This is a genomic window from Rhodococcus sp. T9N (genome assembly GCF_024436645.1).
Classification (GTDB): Bacteria; Actinomycetota; Actinomycetes; order Mycobacteriales; family Mycobacteriaceae; genus Rhodococcus_F; species Rhodococcus_F qingshengii.
This window is the reverse complement of record NZ_JAMSKS010000028.1, coordinates 50,060-68,245: the sequence shown is the minus strand read 5'-3', so window position 1 is coordinate 68,245 and position 18,186 is coordinate 50,060. Positions and strand designations below refer to the sequence as shown.

Genomic DNA, 18,186 nt, shown 5'->3' with positions numbered 1-18,186 from the left:
ACTATCTGCCGTAAATCCTTAGCGCCGGATTTCGAGAATCTGCTCCCCGACCCCCTCGTCGACGAGGTTGCTTGTGGCGCGGTTGGTTGCGCGGACGCGTGTGGTGTCGAATGCGTCGGTATGGGCGTTTCCGTAGGCGAAGAGAGTTGTGTGCCCGAAGATTTGGGATCGTGCCGCGTCGGTGGCCACGATTTGGGCGCTGCGCTTCGTTTCGGGTGCCAGTCGGGTGATGATGACGCGTGAGACGCCGATGATGCGGATGGTGATGCCGTCGGGCAGCTCGGCGTCGGTGAGTTCTAGGGGTTCGTCGTTGCGGTGGTCGATGACGATCGTCTTTGCGCCGGTGCGCAACCGTTCGTGGATCTGGGGGACGGTCTGGCAGGGGGAGAGCGGCCGGCGTTTGACGGGTGGCTTTGCGGACGGGCGTTTTCCGTTCATCGCTTACCCCGATCTGAGAGATGGGTGATCCACACGGGCGAGGTTTCATTCTCGCGCGCGGATGCCTGGGTCTTCCGGATGCGGGCGCTGTCGGCGGCTCGGCGGGCGACGAAACGGGCAGCTTGGCGGCCGGGGGAGTCCTCGGATGCGGCCGATGCGTAGCGGTTGCGTTCGGCCTCGAATGCTGCTGCCTGTCGTTCGCGCTCGGCTTTTTCCTGGTCTGCGGCTATCTGAGCGAGAACGTGTGGTGCGAAGGCCAAGTCCTGCTGCTTCATGAGCCAACGGATGAACGCGATGGGGTGCTTCGGGGCCGGTGCCATCCGCGTGGCCTTGCTCCAGGCGTCGATCGCGTCGTTGAGATCCGCGGCCGTCCAACCATGTGCAGCTGGTTCGGCCAGCGCGGGAGCCCAACCTCGGGGGGTGTGCCGGCGCGCCCAAACGGGAGTTCGTGGATTGCTGAGCCATTTGGATGCGAGTAACAAGCCTTTCCGGACGACTTCGGCCTTCTCGACATCCCCCTTTGACTCCTTGCGCCGCGAAGCGGCTCGTTTATCCACAGATCGTTTTGTATTAAGTACCTCTCTACGAGAGGTAAAGCTCTTAAAGTGACCCCTGCGGGGGTGGGGTGCCATCTGTATGGAACCGGCGACCAAGATGCGGGTTTTATCCACAGGCTTGCTCAGGTGCAATGCCCAGACAGACGCCCAGCCACGGGCCTTGTCGTTGAACCTCCATGAGGCATACCGCTCGTCCTTGGTGCGGAGTCGGCCGCGGAGAACCTCGGTGGCCACGCGCAGGAGCTTGAGAGCTTGTCGTGCTCGCTGAACAGTCCGCTCTTTCTTGCCGGTGCGTTCGACGATGGTTTCCACGGTCAAGCGTGAGTTGCGGCCGGTGTCGAAGTCCGCGGCTTCGGCCATGACGGTGGCAACTGCCAGCAAGGACTTGAGGCTGATGCCGCCGCCAGACGACCGGACTAGTGCCGGTCGAATCCGTGTGTATTCGGCGGTGAACGCACACCGAACGACGATCTCGACCCAATGTTGGGCGCCCCGCCAGCGGGCGATGCCGCCGTATGCGCCGTCTTCGAGGGCGAGTGCGACCTTGCAATAGCGCCGGCAAGCGGCTTCCTTGCCGAGCGTATTGAGCAGCATCGGCGTCAGGGCATGGCACTGGTGCCCGTACAGGTGCCCTTGCATCCTGCGGGGTGTACGAGCGGTTCCGTAGCGGCGCCGCGTAGGGCTGCTACCGCAGTACGGGCGCTGTATGGGTGCGGGCGTGTGCTCCATCGCTGAGACACGCGAAAAATCGGTTATGGATTTTGCATCAGGACGCGATGTACCCTGAGACCTGTCGCGCAAGACAGTCCCTTCGGGGAAAGCAGCAAGACCCTAAGATCCGAGCGTCAACTCGTTTCTTACGACATCCGAATCCCCCGGCCCGTCAACCGGGGGATATCGTCGTTTTAAGGGCGATCAACTGCGCATATGAGACCGAAGCGGGGTTTCCGCATCTTCGGCGTTGTGGTCACCATTAGGCGGTCATCGTCAGCCTCTCTGTGTGGACTGCGGCCGGGTCGAATCGGGTTACCGCAGCGCTGAGGATGTCGGCGACGAGTTCGCTCTCAGTCAGTCCCCGAGCTTCGCGCATCAGGGTGAGGCGGTCTTTGACATCCACGGGCACTCGCGTCTCGACACGACGCCGCTCGCCTTTACTCGGACGACCTCTCGCCATGACAAGCCCCTTCCAGTTCGTCCGCGCGGTGGCGCGGGCATTGTGTTGCCTGCAAATACTCCCGCAGAAATGTCGAGATACGCAGCCGACACGCCGGTTCAATTCGTTCGCTCTATATGGTTCAGTGTAAATCGGCTAGAAAAAGCCTGACTGCGACGGACTCCATCGGTTCCGTGAGCGGATTGCTGTAGGTCGTTGCTCCTGGAAGCTGCGCGGCACGGGCACGCGCTGCATCAGCGAGCGCATCGAAAAGGCCACTGGACCGTTGAATAGGGGATTTACGTGTCCAGGCCAGGTGCTGCGCAGTTTCCGGAAGCAGGCGCTCACATGCCAGCCGGACTGCGAGTTTGTCGTGCGCTGCGCCAGTGACGTGGCCGAAGAGAGCGGGTGGCGCTAGTTGTTCAGCGAGTTGCCAGAACCGTTCTGTCTGGAATACATGGATGAGTGCTTGGGCGTCGTCGCCTAGCAGTCGTTCGTAGAAATCCGGGACCAATCGATCGCGAACGAAGTTCGTTCCCGTCTCGGTGCGAACTACTTCGTCTAAAGCCCGGTTCGCTGCGGCGGATTCGATCGGGTGCTCGATCACCCGGCCTCCTGCAAAAATTGCATCTGCACCGCTGCCGGTGAGAACAGCTGCCGGCGCCGGGGACGCTGCGCTGAATCGGCGGATCAATTCAGAGGCAGCGAGGATCGGGATAGCGGCTGCGACCTCCCACAATTCGTTGACTCCCAGAGCGACGACTGCCGATTTAGCGAGGCTGACGACGTCTGATGAGCTCAGGACAACAACTTCATGCCGCAGTCCGAGTGCTTCGGCAGCGGCTATCGCGGGTGCTCGATCGACGGTTTCCCCGTCGACGACGATCGTGATCGCACGCGGTGCGGTGCCGAGGGCGACTGCGGTCGCCGCAACGAGGATCGAATCAACGCCACCTGAAAGCAACACGATCGGATCTGCGGGGTAGCTGTCGAGCACCACTCGTATTCGATCGAGGGTTTCGGCGGCTATTGCCTTCGCCGCGATGTCAGGGTCTGCGGTGGTGCGGAGGCTGGAACCATCGACGTCGAGTGCGTGATCGTCTGCGACGAACTGCATTGGCGTTGCGGTCTGAAGTGCAGTCGGTGAGCGCACAGTGCCCTTTCCAAGGATGAGTTAGCAGGTGGTTCGGTAGGGGAGTTCAGGGAATAGTTGGTCCCACGTCGCGTCGGTAAGAACATTGTTCGTGTTCCTACACACTCGGGTTTCTGCCGCGCGCTGAGTGAGATTCCATAGCCGGACGGCGCCGCCCTCTCCACCTGCCGCGAGGTGATTGGAAGTAGGACTGAATGCGATATACCACCGGGTGGCTCCGATGGATGCGATGGAACCGCCGAGTTTGATGGGAGCTGCGATGTTTGTGGTGTCCCATAGCTGGACGGTTCCCTCGTCGCTGCCCGAAGCCAGAGTCCGCCCGTCGGTTGCGAAAGCGACGGACCGGATCGTGCTTGATTGGCCGATCAGGGGGTCGCCGATCCCTTGCGCCTCGCTTGGCTTCGTTACGTCCCAGAACCGAATCGTCTGATCGTCACCAGCGCTGGCCAGGGTTTTCCCGTCCGGCGAGAAGACAACGGATTCGGCCTGCTTCGTGTGCCCGGTCAGTGGTTGAAGCATCTCGGGACGGCTCGGATCTGAGCTGTCGAGGAGCGTGATGTCGTTGGTACCCGACGCCGCAATCGCGAGCGTTCGGCCGTCCGGCGAGAAGGCTGCGTTGGTGAGCAGGTCGCCGGGGACCGGCACAGGCTGCCCCAAGGGTGCGGGCGCAGCGATGTCGGTGATGTCCCAGAACTGGAGCGAATTGTCGCTGCTACCGGTGACTAGGGTGCGGCCGTCTGGAGTGATCGCCATCAAATACGCGTATCTGGTCTCGAGGTCGAGCCGGCCGAGAGGACGGATGGTGTCGGGGTCTGAAGCATCCCAAAGCCGCACTGCCCGATCGTTTCCGCCCGTTGTCAGCACGGTTCGGCCATCCGGTGACATTTGCAAGTTGTCGATTTGGCCGTTGGGCACTACGACTCGTCCCCGTGCGATCGGGTGATCGGGATCAGAGGTGTCCCACACCTGAAGCGAGCCGTCGACAGAGCCCGTGGCCATGTGTGATCCGTCCGAGCTGAACCTCGGCGTCATGACACGGTCGGTGTGGGCGTCGATGACGGATGTAGGGCGGTTCCACATCCTGAGGACGCCGTCCTGGCTTCCCGTTGCCATAGTTGCGCCGTCGGGAGCGAAGGCGACTGTGATCATGCCCCCGTTACTGCCGGCAAGGGGCTGCCCTAGGGCGCGCGGGCGGGCAGGGTCTCGGAGGTTCCACAGTCGGGCGGTGCCGTCCCAGCTTGCGGTTGCGAGCGTTTGACTGTCCGGTCCGAACGCGATGGACCACAACGCACCGGTGTGACCAGTGAGAGGCGGCCCTTCCAAGGTCGGTTGCGCGGGGTTTCCGATGTTCCAGACGCGGGCGGTTCGATCGTCGCTGCCGGCGGCGAGAAGTTGGCCGTTTGGACTGAACGCGACCGAGTGCGCCGCTCGGGCAAACCCGGTGAGCGGGGCTGTTGCGATTACGGGGTTCGATGGGTCGCTGACGTTCCACAGCCACACTGTTTTGTCGTCGCTGCCGACCGCGAGGAGTTTCCCGTCCGGACTGAACGCGCTTGTTCTGACGGGACCTGCTGGTCCGGCAAGTGGGGGAGTGAGGAGAGACGCTGCTTGCGGGTTGCTTACGTCCCACAGCCCTGTGGTTCCGTCGTCGTTCGGTGCGGCGAGGGTGCGTCCGTCTGGGCTGAACGACACCACGTACACGGTTCCGCCGGCGGATTGCAGGGGGCTGCCGATTGCCTCGGGCGAGAGCGGATCGCGTACGTCCCAGAGTCGCACTGTGCCATCACCGCTCGCAGTGGCAAGCATCGCACCGTCAGGGGACCAGGCGGCTGAGGTGACGAAGCTCGTGTGACCTTCCAGCGGCGATCCGATCGGTGTCGGGACTTGTGGATCGCTGACATCCCATAGTCGCGTTGTGTGGTCTCCACTCGCCGTCGCGAGAACTTTGCCGTCAGGTCGGTATGCGGCGGTGTAGATCGCATTTTCATGCCCGGTGGCCGGCGTCGCCATCGGTGCATCTTGAGTAGCGAGAACTCGGGACGCGGTGGCGGTCTCGGCAGGCTGCATGTCGCGGGCTGCAAGAACTAGCTGCGCCGACAGAGACGGATTGGACTGTTGTAGTCGGTCCGCTGTCGATAACACTTCTCGGAATTGTGCACTCGATGCAAGGACCTCTGAGCGCGCACTCGCTCGGAACGCAAAGACGGACACGATCATCAAGACCGCGATAAAGGCTGCGATCGCGGACACGGCGCCCCGTTTTTGGAGCTTCCGTCGTTCTTGCTTCCTTATTGCATCCCGGCGAAAGCTGTACGCCGTCGGTGTCAGTGGGTGATCGTCGAGTTGCGCGATGACATCGTGCAACCTGTCGCCTGCCCACAGGTCGGCGGACTGTCGACCTCGCCGGTCCCATTCGGCCGCGTCGCGTTCAAACGTCTGCCGAAGCATGTTGCTCGCCCTGTTGGCGCTGATCATGTTGTGCAACCGGTTCCAGCTGTCGATGACCACTTCATGGGCAAAGGCCACGAGTCCGTCGTCGTCGACGGTCAGTAGTCGAGCGGTGGTGAGTGCTTCGATGACCCGGCCGTTCCGGGCATCCGCGCCGCCCACGCGTAGCAGCTCGGCGCGGGGTACAGCCCTCCTGGTGTCGCGGGCACCGTCTCCGATCTGAACCAACCTCAACAGCAAGGCCGGCGCCACTGCACGATCGTCGGCGTCGAGCACCTTCCAGGCGTTTTCGGCGGCGCGGTTGACGGAACCTTCGATTCCTCCGGCAGCTTCATACGCTCGAAGTGTGAGGTTTCCGGCGGGGTCACGGTGCATCCACATGCTTTCAAGCACGTGGGACATCAGAGGGAGAACGCTCTGATTGTGCCCTACTCGTGTGGCGTCGAGATCACTGATGATTCGTTCGGACAAGCCTTGTTCGAGGTCAGCGTTCGCGGCGGCTGCCGGCAGTTTGATGGCTTCGGCCAGCTCTTCGGAGCTCATAGGCGCGAGCACGATCTGCCTGTGCTGTAGAGCGTCGGCAAGGGGAGCGTGTTGCAAGCATTCGGGCACGAAGTCCGCTCGTACGCCGATTACAACTCGTATGGTGCTCGTTGAGCTGACCACGCGAGAGAGACGGTCGAGTCGATCTATGAACTCGTCGCGGGTCGCGTCATTCGCACCCGCTGTGAGTACCTGTTCAAACTGATCGACGATGAGTAGTAGGGCATCGTTCTCGGAATCAGCGAAGTAGTCATCGAGCAACTCCCGGTAGTCGTCGCTCGACTCGGCTTCTCGTATGCGCGGGAAAATGCGGGTAAGCGCGCCGAAGGGGTCCGGGCCGGGGTCTACGGTCTCAATGCTCCACGGTTCCGTAGATCCCCACGTCAACCCGTGAGTAGCTGCACGCCCCGCGATACCGGCGTGAAGAAGCGAAGATTTACCAGTCCCGGAGGCTGCATATAGGACGAACAACCCGGGGGTAGTGGCGCCTTGGAGGGTGGAGACAGCTTCGTCGATGCTGCGTTCGCGTCCGAAGAAACGGTCACGATCTGTGACTGTGTACGAGGCTAGGCCGAGATATGGGCAGGCAATTGGCGCTGTTTTCGACGCGTCCGGGCCTTGCCTGCTACCGGTCTGCGCCTCTGCCCACCATTCCCTCCACACCGCCATGTCATACAGACCATGCTCAGAAGGCTGTATCGATTTCGCCCTCGCCGCCGATATAAGTACCCAGAGGACAGGCTCGAGCGATTCGAACTTTTCAGGGACGCGGGCTCCGCGCCGCCAATCGCTGATGCGCTGGTAGCTCGGACCCTCGGAGCTACGTTCTTTCGCCCTCGCTGCTACTGCCTTGAGCGTCGGATTATTCGCGGCCGCCCAGAGTGCACTCAGTCTTCCTGCGAACTGGTTCCGGTCCGTCACTTGAATCCTCGCGCCACTGTTTTCCTGCCGTTTCCCCAATTCCGCACCCAACAAAGTTCCGCGTGCGGAATATTTGTCCGAAGTGCCCGGACCTGCAAACTTAGCGTGTTGCTTGGTGCGGAATCGAACCGTGGTGTGGAAAATCGGGAAAAGTTCGCCGCATGACGGTAGAAGACGCGCCTATCGCGGCGTGCGATTCGTGCGGTGCATCGAGAATGCGATCCGCGCACTCTTCACACAGGGGTGTGCGGAGGTCTGCTTCTCGCGCGGTTGAATGCGGAACGAATATCGCTGAGGGAGTAGTCGAGCTCAGCGGCGAGCATCTCCGCGACATCCTCGCTGAGGTTGATCTCACCGCGCTCGAGGGCACCCATCATGGTTTGGGAAAGACCGATCCGCTCGGCAAGTTGAGACTGTGTGATCAGCCGCAGGGTGCGAAGGTCGCCAAGGAAGGTCTCTCCTTTGGGTACGGAAACCAAAGCGGAAATATCGATATCGAGCACGCTAGGGTCGACCAATTTAACGAGTGTCTCGATCTTGGGCGTGCCTCTACCCGCTTCCCATGCTTTGACTGCGCCGGGCGTCAAACCAAGAATGCGCGCAAGTTCGGCTTGAGTGAATCCTCGCTCCAACCGTCGATCACGGAGCACGTTGGGTTGAAAGCCGCGAACGGATCTCCTGCCCACTCATCCCCCGTCCACTCGTGTTCGGTGCGATTCACCTAGGCGTGAAGATTAGCCATCGTGGGATTACCCCTACTGTCTAGCCGTTTTAAACTGACTGTTATAGACTGACCCTCATAGGTTGATCTTGTGTCCGGCTCGGGCCGTCACCTGGGCCGGACACATCCAACGAATCGGGGGAGCTGTGAGAACGAAAGAGTGGGGTGAACTCCAAGTTCGAGGCCGGGCGGGCTCGCTGTGTGCCGGCAGGAGCCTGGGCCACACATGCATTTCGGTGAGCATTCCCGGCACCCGAGTCTGCCCCGTTGGCCATTCACTTGTTCCTCACCATCGGTCCTCGCTGCCTTCGGCGCAGGACCCCTCCCCGCTTTCTGATGCCAACGCATCGGAAACAGTGGCCGCGTAAGCGCCACCTCAGTCCGCATCAATTCCCCGTATTTACAACCCAATTGGAAGGTTCCACACAATGAAGCACCACAAGTCTCGACCTACCGGTCGCCACCGCGCACCGTCCGCGCCTGTCATCGCCGCCGGCACCCTCACCGCTCTGGTTGTGGCCACTTTCGCAACGGCAGGGATAGCGGTGGCAGCCCCGCAGCCAGGGGTAACAGGGCCTGCACCGGGACAGCCCGGAGTCACTGCCCCGTCACCTGCACCTGCACCTGCACCTGCACCTGCACCTGCACCCTCGACCGAGCCTGTACCCGAGCCGGTCTACTGGGTGCCGCCGCCCGCAGAGTACGCGAACGTTCCGTCGCAGCCGCTGCCGAACTGGGACTATGATTCCGGCACCTACACGGCCCCGGCCGACTACAGCGTCGCACCGATCGACTACGGCAACATTCACTTGCCCGGACCCGTCGAGATCGTCGCACCGATCATCGCGCCGAAAGAGAAGGGTCGCATTGGTGATTGGGTCTTCGAGCAGAAGACCTGGATGAGTGACGACGATCTCGCCCGCACCAACAACACCTCGGCCGTCATCGAAAGCCAGGTCTCAACCTTCTACGCCTCGATCGGTGTCCCCGTCGACCGCGCGAGCCGCATCGCCGCCGCACAACTGGCCGGTGGTGCCGGTGGCGCTTTGGCCGGAGCCGCCGCCGTTGGTGTACCCGCAGCAACAGTGGGCGCGTTGATCGGCGGAACCATCGGCGGAACGTCGGCCCTCGGCTTGTTCAGCCCCGTTCTCACGCCGATCGGTGCCGTGCCTGCTGGTGTGGTGGGCACAGCCACCGGAGCAGGTATCGGTGCAGCGGCTCTGGGCGTTCCCGCAGCGGCGATCGGCGCAGTCGGCGGTGGCATCGCAGGCGTTGCGGCCGCAACCGCCTACGGCGCAGGCGAATTGGGAGAACCTGTTGATGTCAGCGACCAGATCCCCGACATCGACCAGCCTGCCGTGACCACTCAGACGCAGAACGTTCTTACCGACTGGGAGAACTCCGGCCCCGTCGGACAGGCAGTGGCCACCACCGTCCGCGACACCGTCGCCGCCGCACCCGCGATCGACCAGCAGGCCCGAGACTTCGTCGCAGCCCAGCCCGGAGGCGAGCAGATCATCGAACAGGTCGACACAGCCCTCACGGACTTCTTCACCAACGCCAGCCCTGGCCTGGCATCGCAGCTGATCAGCGATGCAATCGGAGCAGGCACACAGGCATAGCCGGATTGGCCGGGACGGGCACGCCCGTCCCGGCCATCTGACATGGATTGCCTGGTCGAAGAAGGAGTTTGAAACGATGTTTGGCTCGAAGGGATCTACCCCTAAACCGGCGGTACGTAGCGCGACCGGCGGAACTGGTACCCGCCCAGTCCGCCTCCCAAGTCGTCCTCGTATGCCGCATGCGCGGACACCTCGCCGTCAGGTCGCGGCCGTGACGGCACTGGCGATCGCGGTGCTGGTGTTGTTGGTCGGGGTCGTCGTGGGCGCTGCGTCGGTCATCGGCCGGGTCACCGACGACGAGCCGTCGAACATCAGCGAGATCGTCAATTCCGCTGCGACACCGTCGACTACACCGTCTCCGGAACCTGCCGGATGCCCGGTGTCTGCTGGTGATCAGAACAGCGGCGAGGGTGTGATCGCAGCGTTCGAACACGCGTATTACACGCTGCGCTCTGCCGATGCAGCGATCGCGCTACTCACCCCTGGTGCAGCTCCCTTCGCAGCGGACATGCAGTCGGCGATCAATGCGACGCCGGAAGGAACGACCTACTGCATGACGGTGACCGGCGTGACTGCTGGGACGTACGCAATGGAGCTGGACGAGACCCGCCCCTCCGGCAAAGGCGCGTCGCTGTATCAGCGCATCACCACCGCCGTGATCGACGGTCGGCATTTCATCACCTCCATCACTGATGCAGAAGGAATCCGATGAATATCTCTTCCACCGCCCGCTTCGCGTCGGCGTTCGCCATCATTTCGACGCTGGTCGCAGGATTCGCGGCCGCACCGCTCCTGGCCAACGCCGCACCGTCCACTGCGGCGGGCTGCACCAAGTACATCGGTGTCTTCGCTCCCGGAACGACCGAGACCCGCGCCGACGCCGATCCGTCGAAGCCTGCCGGAATGTTGGGCCAGGTAGGGGAGAAGCTCGAAACGATGTACGGGCCCAACACCTTCCGTGCCATCTATCCGTCGTACCCGGCCGAAGCGTTTTTGCAGTCCGGCATGACCTACTCGGCCTCGAAGACCGCCGGTGATCAGGCAATGGCGACCGCGATGGAGCAGTGCCCGAACTCGAAGTTCGTCATCGGCGGCTATTCACAAGGTGCACAGGTCGCCAACGACGTCGCCGTCAACATCGGGGCAGGCAGCGGCCCCGTTCCCGCCGCGTCCGTTCTCGCTGCGGTCATGCTCGCCAATCCGAAGCTCGGCACCGCCGGTTCGCAGGTCGTCGGCCCCAAGCTCGACGGACAGGGCATCGCCGGTCCGGCCGCCGAGGGCTACGGCGCTCTGTCGGGTCGGGTCTTCGACATCTGCCACCCGGAAGACAAGTACTGCAACACCAACACCGGCAAGGATTCATTCTTGGCGTCGTTGGGACGAGTGCTTGCCAACCCACCCGGAACAGTGGCACCGACCACCGCGACTGCTGTCTCGGCGACAACGACTCCGTCCGTCGCAGGTCAGACCTCGACCGACACGGCTGCGAAGCCGGCGTCGACTCCGGCGGCCGCCGAAACTGCGAATACCTCGGCAGGCGCCGGAACCGCGAACGCGTCGGAGTTCTTGGGCGCGGTGACCTCGAACTACGGTTACGCGGATCTCGCGGCTGCTCCAGGGGCAGCGTCCGCGTTGGCGACCTCGGTGGAGAAGCTGCAAAGCGCAGGCGCTCCCACCTCGACGTCGGCGGCGGTCGATGTCGCCGCGGTTCGTCAGCAAGCGCAACTGTTGGCCGGAACCTTCAAGCCGGTCCAACAGACACAGGCATGGATGGCAGCGAACCCGGCCGCGCGCGACGGGTTGCGCAGCGCTCCGGCTGATTCTCCTGAGGCCGCCACGAACTCGGTCGTCGATGCGCTCGACAAGGTCGACGTTCCGCAGGTTCTGGATGCTGCTGACCAGGTGGTGACGTTGGCGAACAGCATCCTCTCGGGTGGTGGCACCGGTACCGGCGGCACGTACGCGGGTCTGACTGGTCCCGCACAGAGCTTGTCGAACGGTGTGGCTCCGCTGGCGGATACACCGACCGATCAACTCACCACCGCCACGTCGATCCTCTCCGCGATCCAACCGGTGACGATCATCAACCAGATCCTCGGCGTCGTCTCGGGTGTGACCTCGGTGGACTACAACGCGGTTGCGGCCAACCTGCAAATACTTCCCGGCCATCTGTTGGCCGGCAACGTCAAAGAAGCGCACCGGGTCGCGGGGGAGCTGAACAACCAACTCTCGCCTTTGGTGAAGATGGCGGCCGGGGTCGACCTGAAATCGGTGTCACGGATCTTGGCACTGATCCCCGATCCGTCCGGCACAGCCGCCTCGGCGGCGCTGGTGGCGAACCTGCTGGGCAACGTCGACATCATCCGCCTCGCCCGCGACGTCGGGCAGCTCCAGGAAGTCGCGTGGCAGGTCGCCGAAACCGGGAACGTCCTGGCCCTCGGGCAGCTCCTCCCGATCGGTGTGGATCTTGCGAACGTTGCGCTCGGTGTCCTGACACCGGGGCAGAAGATGACCGCCGAGCAGCTCCACGAACCGGCCGATTCGATGACCACGTTGATGGGTGCGCAGGCGCAGAACTCCGACTTCGTCGGTCTCGGTAACTCGGTCCTGGCGACGGTGACCTCCCAGGATGCGCAAGCACTGACCTCGGTCGTCGACGCCGGATTCACCGCAGCGAGTTTCCTCGGTTCCCGCGTTCACGAGTCCTACGGGCAGTGGTTGATCGACGGAAAGCGAACCGCTCTGGACGCGATGGTCGACATCTACCGACAAGCGATCGGCGGCTAGCGCGCGGCGGCGGGTGAACCGAAAACGCTCTTGGGCGAGAGCTTTTGACGTTCACCTCCCCACTCCTCATACTCACGGCCCTCTCGGGCCGCGATAGGTCCCACACGTTGCCCAGGCGGGCACGGCACGACACAACGACAAGGACATGACGATGGGTGATTCACCCAGCTCGACGAAGACCGGCCTCAAGGCCACTGGCGGCGTCATCGTCGCAGTGGTCCTGATGCTCGGTTTCGTCATGTTCGGTACGGACAACAATCCCAAACCTTCCAACGATTGCCTGCCCACAACCGCAACTACCGGATCCGTGGCACCAGCTCCGGGAACCAAAACGCAGCCGCTCAAGGCCGGTACCTACCAACTGACGTCGGGTTTCGGTCCTCGCGGTGGTTCCATGCACCGCGGTACCGACTTCGCCGGCCCGCTCGGTACTCCGATCTATGCCGCTACCTCCGGTGTCGTCGCAGAGGCCGGCCCCGCGTCGGGGTTCGGGAACTGGGTCATCATCGACACCGACGTCGACGGGAAGCGGATTTCCACCGTCTACGGCCACATGGCCGCTTCGACGATCAAGGTCAAGACCGGTGATCAGGTAACCGCCGGTCAGGAAATCGCCGCTGTCGGAAACGAAGCCGATTCCTCAGGCCCGCACCTGCATTTCGAGGTCTGGGAGGGTGGCCGACTTCCCGACGGCGCCGGAACGCCAACCGATCCCGCACCGTGGCTCGCCGGTGCTGCCGAGCCGTCCGGACCCGCACCGGCTCCCGCGCCCGGCACGGGTGTTCCGTCTCCCGCGATCGTCAACGCTGCCGCTATCACTCCACTTCCGGCAGGTGCCGGGTGCGGTGGACCGAGTCTGGGCGGCGGGGGACTCAAGCCGGGCAGCGTACCTGCGGAGTTCGAACCGTGGATCCTCAAAGCCGCCGGGACCTGCCCCGAGATCACCGCTCCGCTGCTGGCAGGGCAGTTCAAGCAGGAAAGCGGCTTCAACGTCAACGCGCACAACAACGACTCCGGTGCGGACGGCCCGGCACAGTTCCTTCCCTCAACTGCTGCACAGGAAGGCGTGGACGGGGACGGGGACGGAAAGCTCGACATGCGCTCACCGGCCGACGCTGCGATGTCGATGGCGTCCTACGACTGCAAGATGCTCGAGCTGACGAAAAAGGCGATGGCTGACGGCCGCCTGCAAGGCGAGCTGATTCCGCTGACGTTGTCCATGTACAACTGCGGCCCCGGAAACACCTTGTCGCAGGGCCAGGTCTGCCAGAACGAGGAAACACGCGGCTACGTCACCAACATTCAGAAGTTCGCGATCGAGGAATTCACCGATACGTCCGCCCCGGCGGGCCCGATTCCAGGCGGCCCGTCCACCGGCTCGGCCGTCGTCGATACCGCACTGCGGTGGCTCGGCACCCCGTATGCCTGGGGCGGCGGCGACGAGAACGGACCGACGCGCGGCGTCCGCGACGGGGGAGTGGCAGACAGTTTCGGAGACTTCAACAAGATCGGGTTCGACTGCTCCGGACTGGTGAAATACGCAGTGGCGCAAGCCACGGGCGGCCGAACGGTCCTCCCTCACCAGGATCAGATGCAGATCGACGACTCCCGCGGAACCTCGATCACCAACCCCGCCGACCTGCGACCCGGCGACATCATCCAACCCCACAGCGGCCACATCTTCATCTGGATGGGCGGCGGCAAGGTCGTCGAAGCTCCGCAATCGGGCGATGTCGTCAAAATCTCCGACTGGACCCCACCATCCTCCGGGTTGGCAGCGAAACGCTTTGCCTGACAGAACAACCCAGACCAGAACATCGCAACCCGATGACCACCCCGGAATGAAGTTTCACCCGAAGAAAGGTAGATCCCAGAAATGACGGTATCCGCAGCCACCGAATGGGAACAGGCCGCCGACGCAGTACGCGCCGCCGCTGACGAGTTGCGCACCAGCGATTCCTCAGAGATCCGCGCGTGGGCGAAGAAGAACAAACTGCTCTCGCGCAGCATGTGGCCGAAGGTCAAGCGCGAGTTGGTCAAACAACTCGATCTCGACTACGACGTACTCCGCGACGCGGAAGCGACCAAACGCAAGAAGGAGATCGCCGAAGCCGCCGCCACCGCACCGTTGGTGGAACTGTTCGCCGCCGGTGACGAGCGGGGCAGCTTCGCTGTACTCGGACCGGTCGACGACGCGGCCTGGTACGGGACGTTCCACAAGAACGACACGGTCTTCAAGGAAGGCAACCAGCGCTCGGCAGACGACTCCGCAGCCGGTAAGGCGGTATTCCTCGCCGGCAAAGCGCGTGAGGACGCGAACGTTCCCGCGGTGCGGTTGCTCCTGCACATCTCCAATCCGGAGATCGACGGGAACTCCCTCGCCGGTATGGCAGCCAAGCACGGTGTTGCACTCGACCTCGACATCACCGACAACAACCGGGCCGTGGACTGGTGCGAAGAGCCTGGTTACCAGGCGTGGCAGGCGATTCGGTTGTCGGATCTGTTCATCGAGGACGAGTCGTGAAACGCCACCTCGCGGCCGCCGCCGCTGCATCTGCCGTCGCTATTGCCCTGGCCGGGTGCTCCTCGGGCACGGAAGGCACCGCAACCGGCCCGTCCACCACGACGGGCGCACGGGCGCAGCAATGGTCCCCGAACGAAACCTCGGCGGCCGAGCCCACACGGCCTGCGGCCACCGTTCCGGAACACGCGCCCGAACAGGTCGCCATCGTGGACCGCAGCGATCCGGCTGCCGTTGCCGACGCCGTGGTCACCACCTGGTTCACCTGGAATACCGCTGACGATCGCGGACCCAATGACGCGGCCGCCCGCACCGGCGACCTGCTCACCGAACGCTTCCTCGGCGATGTCACCGGAACCACCCCGACCGGAAGCCCCGGCGGTCAGTGGCTCGAATGGGCCGCGAAGGACGCGCAGGTCTGGCCGACGGTCAGCTCGGTACCGAACCAGGGCGCCGTGGACACCGCGACTGCGGTGCACCGGATGTATCAGGTCGAACAGACCGCGATTGCGTCCGATGGCTCCATCGTCGGCGTCGACACCGCCATCGTCGCCGTCCTGGTCGTCAGTCGCGGCGGTCTGTGGGCAGTCGACGACCTTAAAAAGCTATGACCAGCGAGAAGAACGTCCCCGGAACCACCCCCTCCCCGAAAGGAACTCCCGTGAGCGCTCCTGACCCCTACGACGAGCACCAGGACACCTACACCACCGAAAAGGCCGTTGACCTGCGCGGCCAGCGTCTACGTCGGCAATCTCGGCCCGAAGCCGAGACCGCCCCGATCGAGACTCCTGAACCAGCCCCGCAGATCGAGTCAGCCGCCGAATCCGGCGATACCGAGTTGGTCGACGAGTCGGCAGGATACGACGACCCGTATGCGGTCGGGCAGGACGCGCTGGCAGAGAACGACGAACCCGAATTCGACTACCGGTTCGAGCGGGAGACAAGCGAAGTCGACGACAGCCCCGCAACATGGGGCTGGCGCGGACGTGTCAACGCGGCGGTCGGCATGAAGATGGCGCCGAAGCCTGACTCGGCGGAGGTGCGGTTCCGCCAATCCGTCACCCGCGTTCAGCAGCCGCTACCCGGTTGCATGGTCGTCTCGGTGATCAGCCTCAAAGGTGATGCCGGAAAGACTTCGACGACCCTGACCCTGGCCAACACCTTCGGTTCGCACCGCCACGGCGTTGTCGCGTGGGATGCCAACCAGTCCACCGGGACTCTCGGAGACCGCGCGGCCAATCCCACCGATCCCGACGTCGGCCCCTGGGATGTTCTCGAGAACGCCCGCGATCTCACCTCTGCGGGAGCCGTGTCGGGTGCGCTCGGCAGGTTCCTGCGGCTTCAACCCACGCACGACGAAGTCCTCGGAGCCGACACTTCGACCTCACGCGATCATGGCATCGGCTGGGACGAGTGCGCGGCGATCATGGCTGTACTCCGCCGTCATCGGGACCTGATCTTCATCGACACCGGCAACGAACCTGTGGCCGCGAATTGGCAATGGGCCGTGCAGCACTCGAACCTGTTGGTCGTTCCCCTGCCGCTGCGCCTCGACATGACAAAGATGGCGTTGCGGATGTTCAAAGGGATCATCGCCCGCGGCTTCGGCCATCTGGTGTCCTCCGCGATCGTGCTGACTGTCGTGACACCCGGCTCCGATCCCACCCTCGAGCCTGAACTCGTCGAGGGACTGGCTCGACTGGGCCTTCCGGAAGAGAACGTCATCCGGGTTCCCTACGAGCCGTCGTTCGCGACTGGGGAGCGCATCGTCTACGACCGTCTCCTTCCGTCCACGATCGAGGCTTACACCAATGTCGCCGCCGAAATCGCGGATGCTCTCGCTGCCAGCGTGTACGGCCGCGCTGCCGAGTACGCCGACCCGTACACCCCCGAGCAGATCCAACGTCCTCCGGAAGTTATTCGACGTACAGCCCGACCCGAACCGGTCGCGCAGTACGAGGACCGATACGCGGAGTACGAGCCGGAACCTCGGCCGAACCCCCGCCCTCTCCGTCCTCGCCCGGTAACTCCACCCCACCCGCGAAGTCGCGGGCGCCTGGATTGAAAACCACTGCACCACAGCCAGACACCACATCGAAAGGGAACACGATGAACGAACAGAACACACCGGTGAGCCCGTCCACCAGCGGCGGCCGGCTGCGTCGGGCGGCGGCCATCACCTCCGGCACCATCGCCCTGGCAATCATGACCGCCGCTCCTGCCGCAGCTCAGGACGCGCCGAAGTCGAAGAACCCGTTCGAAGGGGTCACCCCCACCCTCGAGTTCCTCGGACCTGCGTTCCAGAACGTCTGGGTCCGCGTGCTCGGCACCATCTGGGCACTCGCAATGGGCGGTGTCGGCGTGAAACTGATCTTCGCGCTGTACAAGATGCGAGCAGCGAAGAACGGCGGCTACGCCTCGGAGATGACCGACAACGCCGCTGAGGTCAAGACCGCAGCCACCGCCTTCGGCGGCCTGACACTTCTGACCGTCATCATCGGCGCCATCATGTTCGTCACTCAAGGCTGAGACGAATTCCGCTCCAGCTCAGCATTTTTCACGAGAAAGAAGAGAACTCATGGTCAAAGATTTTTCTCAGGTAGGTACGGGCAACCGTCCGGTCGCGGCGACTGGATCCACAGGTGGCGGATCAGGGTTCTTCTCTGACCGCAAGCGCGTTATCGCCACTGGTGTTGTCGCAGTGGTGTTCCTCGCGTTGGTGATCGCGCTCCTCACCTCCGGTGGTGGTGATGACAACAAGGGGAGCGGAGCCGATGCAATTCGTGCAGCCCACGGTCCGACGACGACCATCGACGGAGTTCCGGCCGGATACACCCGCGATCAGGCCGGCGCACAGACCGCGGCCGTGAACTTCATCCAGGCCAACGGTCAGACGTACCAGGGCCGGATCGACGCCGAAAAGCTGCGAGAAGTTGCTGTCTCGGCGAATGCGACCGATGCGCTCAATACCGTCATCGACATCTCCAGCGGCCGCACCGATCTGGGGAAAACCGTCAACAACGTGCCACTGATCGTCACCGTCCCCGACTTCACCCAGGACTCGGCCACCGTGTCCGTGTGGGGCATGGGCGTCGGTCAAAGCCCGATCAGTGAAGGAAGCGACAAGGTCGGCATCCTCACCGTCTACTCGACGAGCACCGTCACGGTGAAGTGGGAGAACGGGGACTGGAAAGCCCAGGACTGGAAGTTCGTCAGCGGCCCGTCCGCAGATGATGCCCAGTTCCCGGCCGCTGATTCGGCGCTTTCGAAGCCGGGCGCGAACGGCTTCTACACGTTCTACGTCAACTAGAAAGGGGGCCTG

The 18,186-nt window shown here is 63.5% G+C and carries 15 protein-coding genes; 9 read left to right on the top strand and 6 right to left on the bottom strand.

Annotated elements, in window-relative coordinates:
* Window positions 1-18: 18 nt before the first annotated feature.
* The 6 genes from M1L53_RS30060 to M1L53_RS30035 all read right to left on the bottom strand — a co-directional run bounded on the left by M1L53_RS30060 (window position 19) and on the right by M1L53_RS30035 (window position 7,863).
* Window positions 19-438, bottom strand: coding sequence for a hypothetical protein (locus M1L53_RS30060; protein ID WP_193595838.1), 420 nt, complete (start codon window positions 436-438; stop codon window positions 19-21).
* The gene (locus M1L53_RS30055; protein WP_256933105.1) at window positions 435-1,634 is read right to left on the bottom strand and encodes a replication protein; all 1,200 of its coding nucleotides are present in this window, start codon (window positions 1,632-1,634) and stop codon (window positions 435-437) included. The genes M1L53_RS30060 and M1L53_RS30055 overlap by 4 nt, the downstream gene beginning before the upstream one ends.
* A gap of 334 nt (window positions 1,635-1,968) precedes the next feature.
* Window positions 1,969-2,169, bottom strand: a complete 201-nt coding sequence (locus M1L53_RS30050; protein ID WP_128638045.1) for a hypothetical protein — start codon at window positions 2,167-2,169, stop codon at window positions 1,969-1,971.
* Window positions 2,170-2,290: 121 nt separating this feature from the next.
* Window positions 2,291-3,265, bottom strand: coding sequence for an asparagine synthase-related protein (locus M1L53_RS30045; RefSeq protein WP_193595875.1), 975 nt, complete (start codon window positions 3,263-3,265; stop codon window positions 2,291-2,293).
* Window positions 3,266-3,322: 57 nt separating this feature from the next.
* Window positions 3,323-6,961, bottom strand: coding sequence for a WD40 repeat domain-containing protein (locus tag M1L53_RS30040; protein ID WP_193595874.1), 3,639 nt, complete (start codon window positions 6,959-6,961; stop codon window positions 3,323-3,325).
* 485 nt (window positions 6,962-7,446) lie between these two features.
* Window positions 7,447-7,863 carry a helix-turn-helix transcriptional regulator gene (locus M1L53_RS30035; protein WP_257216792.1) on the bottom strand — a complete coding sequence of 139 codons (417 nt, stop codon included), beginning with the start codon at window positions 7,861-7,863 and terminating at the stop codon, window positions 7,447-7,449.
* Window positions 7,864-8,362: 499 nt separating this feature from the next.
* On the opposite strand from M1L53_RS30035, the gene M1L53_RS30030 reads away from it, so the two are divergent.
* From M1L53_RS30030 to M1L53_RS29990, 9 genes are all read left to right on the top strand, one after another.
* The gene (locus M1L53_RS30030; RefSeq protein WP_193595873.1) at window positions 8,363-9,556 is read left to right on the top strand and encodes an insoluble domain protein; all 1,194 of its coding nucleotides are present in this window, start codon (window positions 8,363-8,365) and stop codon (window positions 9,554-9,556) included.
* A 211-nt stretch (window positions 9,557-9,767) separates the two neighbouring features.
* Window positions 9,768-10,268 (top strand): hypothetical protein, encoded by a 501-nt coding sequence (locus tag M1L53_RS30025; protein ID WP_193595872.1) that lies wholly within the window; start codon window positions 9,768-9,770, stop codon window positions 10,266-10,268.
* Window positions 10,265-12,343: a cutinase family protein gene (locus M1L53_RS30020; protein ID WP_193595871.1), complete on the top strand. Its 2,079-nt coding sequence runs from the start codon at window positions 10,265-10,267 to the stop codon at window positions 12,341-12,343. The genes M1L53_RS30025 and M1L53_RS30020 overlap by 4 nt, the downstream gene beginning before the upstream one ends.
* 151 nt (window positions 12,344-12,494) lie before the next feature.
* A complete protein-coding gene (locus M1L53_RS30015) occupies window positions 12,495-14,138 on the top strand; it encodes a peptidoglycan DD-metalloendopeptidase family protein (RefSeq protein ID WP_193595870.1) in 1,644 nt (547 codons plus the stop codon).
* Between the two features lie 81 nt (window positions 14,139-14,219).
* A complete protein-coding gene (locus tag M1L53_RS30010) occupies window positions 14,220-14,867 on the top strand; it encodes a hypothetical protein (RefSeq protein ID WP_193595869.1) in 648 nt (215 codons plus the stop codon).
* On the top strand, window positions 14,864-15,475 hold the full coding sequence (locus M1L53_RS30005; RefSeq protein WP_063316336.1) for a hypothetical protein: 612 nt from the start codon (window positions 14,864-14,866) through the stop codon (window positions 15,473-15,475). Before M1L53_RS30010 ends, M1L53_RS30005 begins: the two co-directional genes overlap by 4 nt.
* A gap of 50 nt (window positions 15,476-15,525) precedes the next feature.
* Window positions 15,526-16,929, top strand: coding sequence for a ParA family protein (locus tag M1L53_RS30000; protein WP_193595868.1), 1,404 nt, complete (start codon window positions 15,526-15,528; stop codon window positions 16,927-16,929).
* A gap of 44 nt (window positions 16,930-16,973) precedes the next feature.
* Complete coding sequence (locus M1L53_RS29995) at window positions 16,974-17,393, top strand: hypothetical protein (protein WP_193595867.1); 420 nt, start codon at window positions 16,974-16,976, stop codon at window positions 17,391-17,393.
* A gap of 49 nt (window positions 17,394-17,442) precedes the next feature.
* Window positions 17,443-18,174 carry a hypothetical protein gene (locus tag M1L53_RS29990; protein WP_063316337.1) on the top strand — a complete coding sequence of 244 codons (732 nt, stop codon included), beginning with the start codon at window positions 17,443-17,445 and terminating at the stop codon, window positions 18,172-18,174.
* Window positions 18,175-18,186 lie beyond the last annotated feature (12 nt).

Excerpts from the sequence above, each read along its gene's own strand:
- M1L53_RS30060 (WP_193595838.1), bottom strand. The coding sequence starts at position 438 with ATGAACGGAAAACGCCCGTCCGCAAAGCCACCCGTCAAACGCCGGCCG.
- M1L53_RS30055 (WP_256933105.1), bottom strand. The coding sequence starts at position 1,634 with ATGCAAGGGCACCTGTACGGGCACCAGTGCCATGCCCTGACGCCGATG.
- M1L53_RS30050 (WP_128638045.1), bottom strand. The coding sequence starts at position 2,169 with ATGGCGAGAGGTCGTCCGAGTAAAGGCGAGCGGCGTCGTGTCGAGACG.
- M1L53_RS30045 (WP_193595875.1), bottom strand. The coding sequence starts at position 3,265 with ATGCAGTTCGTCGCAGACGATCACGCACTCGACGTCGATGGTTCCAGC.
- M1L53_RS30040 (WP_193595874.1), bottom strand. The coding sequence starts at position 6,961 with ATGGCGGTGTGGAGGGAATGGTGGGCAGAGGCGCAGACCGGTAGCAGG.
- M1L53_RS30030 (WP_193595873.1), top strand. The coding sequence starts at position 8,363 with ATGAAGCACCACAAGTCTCGACCTACCGGTCGCCACCGCGCACCGTCC.
- M1L53_RS30020 (WP_193595871.1), top strand. The coding sequence starts at position 10,265 with ATGAATATCTCTTCCACCGCCCGCTTCGCGTCGGCGTTCGCCATCATT.
- M1L53_RS30015 (WP_193595870.1), top strand. The coding sequence starts at position 12,495 with ATGGGTGATTCACCCAGCTCGACGAAGACCGGCCTCAAGGCCACTGGC.
- M1L53_RS30010 (WP_193595869.1), top strand. The coding sequence starts at position 14,220 with ATGACGGTATCCGCAGCCACCGAATGGGAACAGGCCGCCGACGCAGTA.
- M1L53_RS29995 (WP_193595867.1), top strand. The coding sequence starts at position 16,974 with ATGAACGAACAGAACACACCGGTGAGCCCGTCCACCAGCGGCGGCCGG.
- M1L53_RS29990 (WP_063316337.1), top strand. The coding sequence starts at position 17,443 with ATGGTCAAAGATTTTTCTCAGGTAGGTACGGGCAACCGTCCGGTCGCG.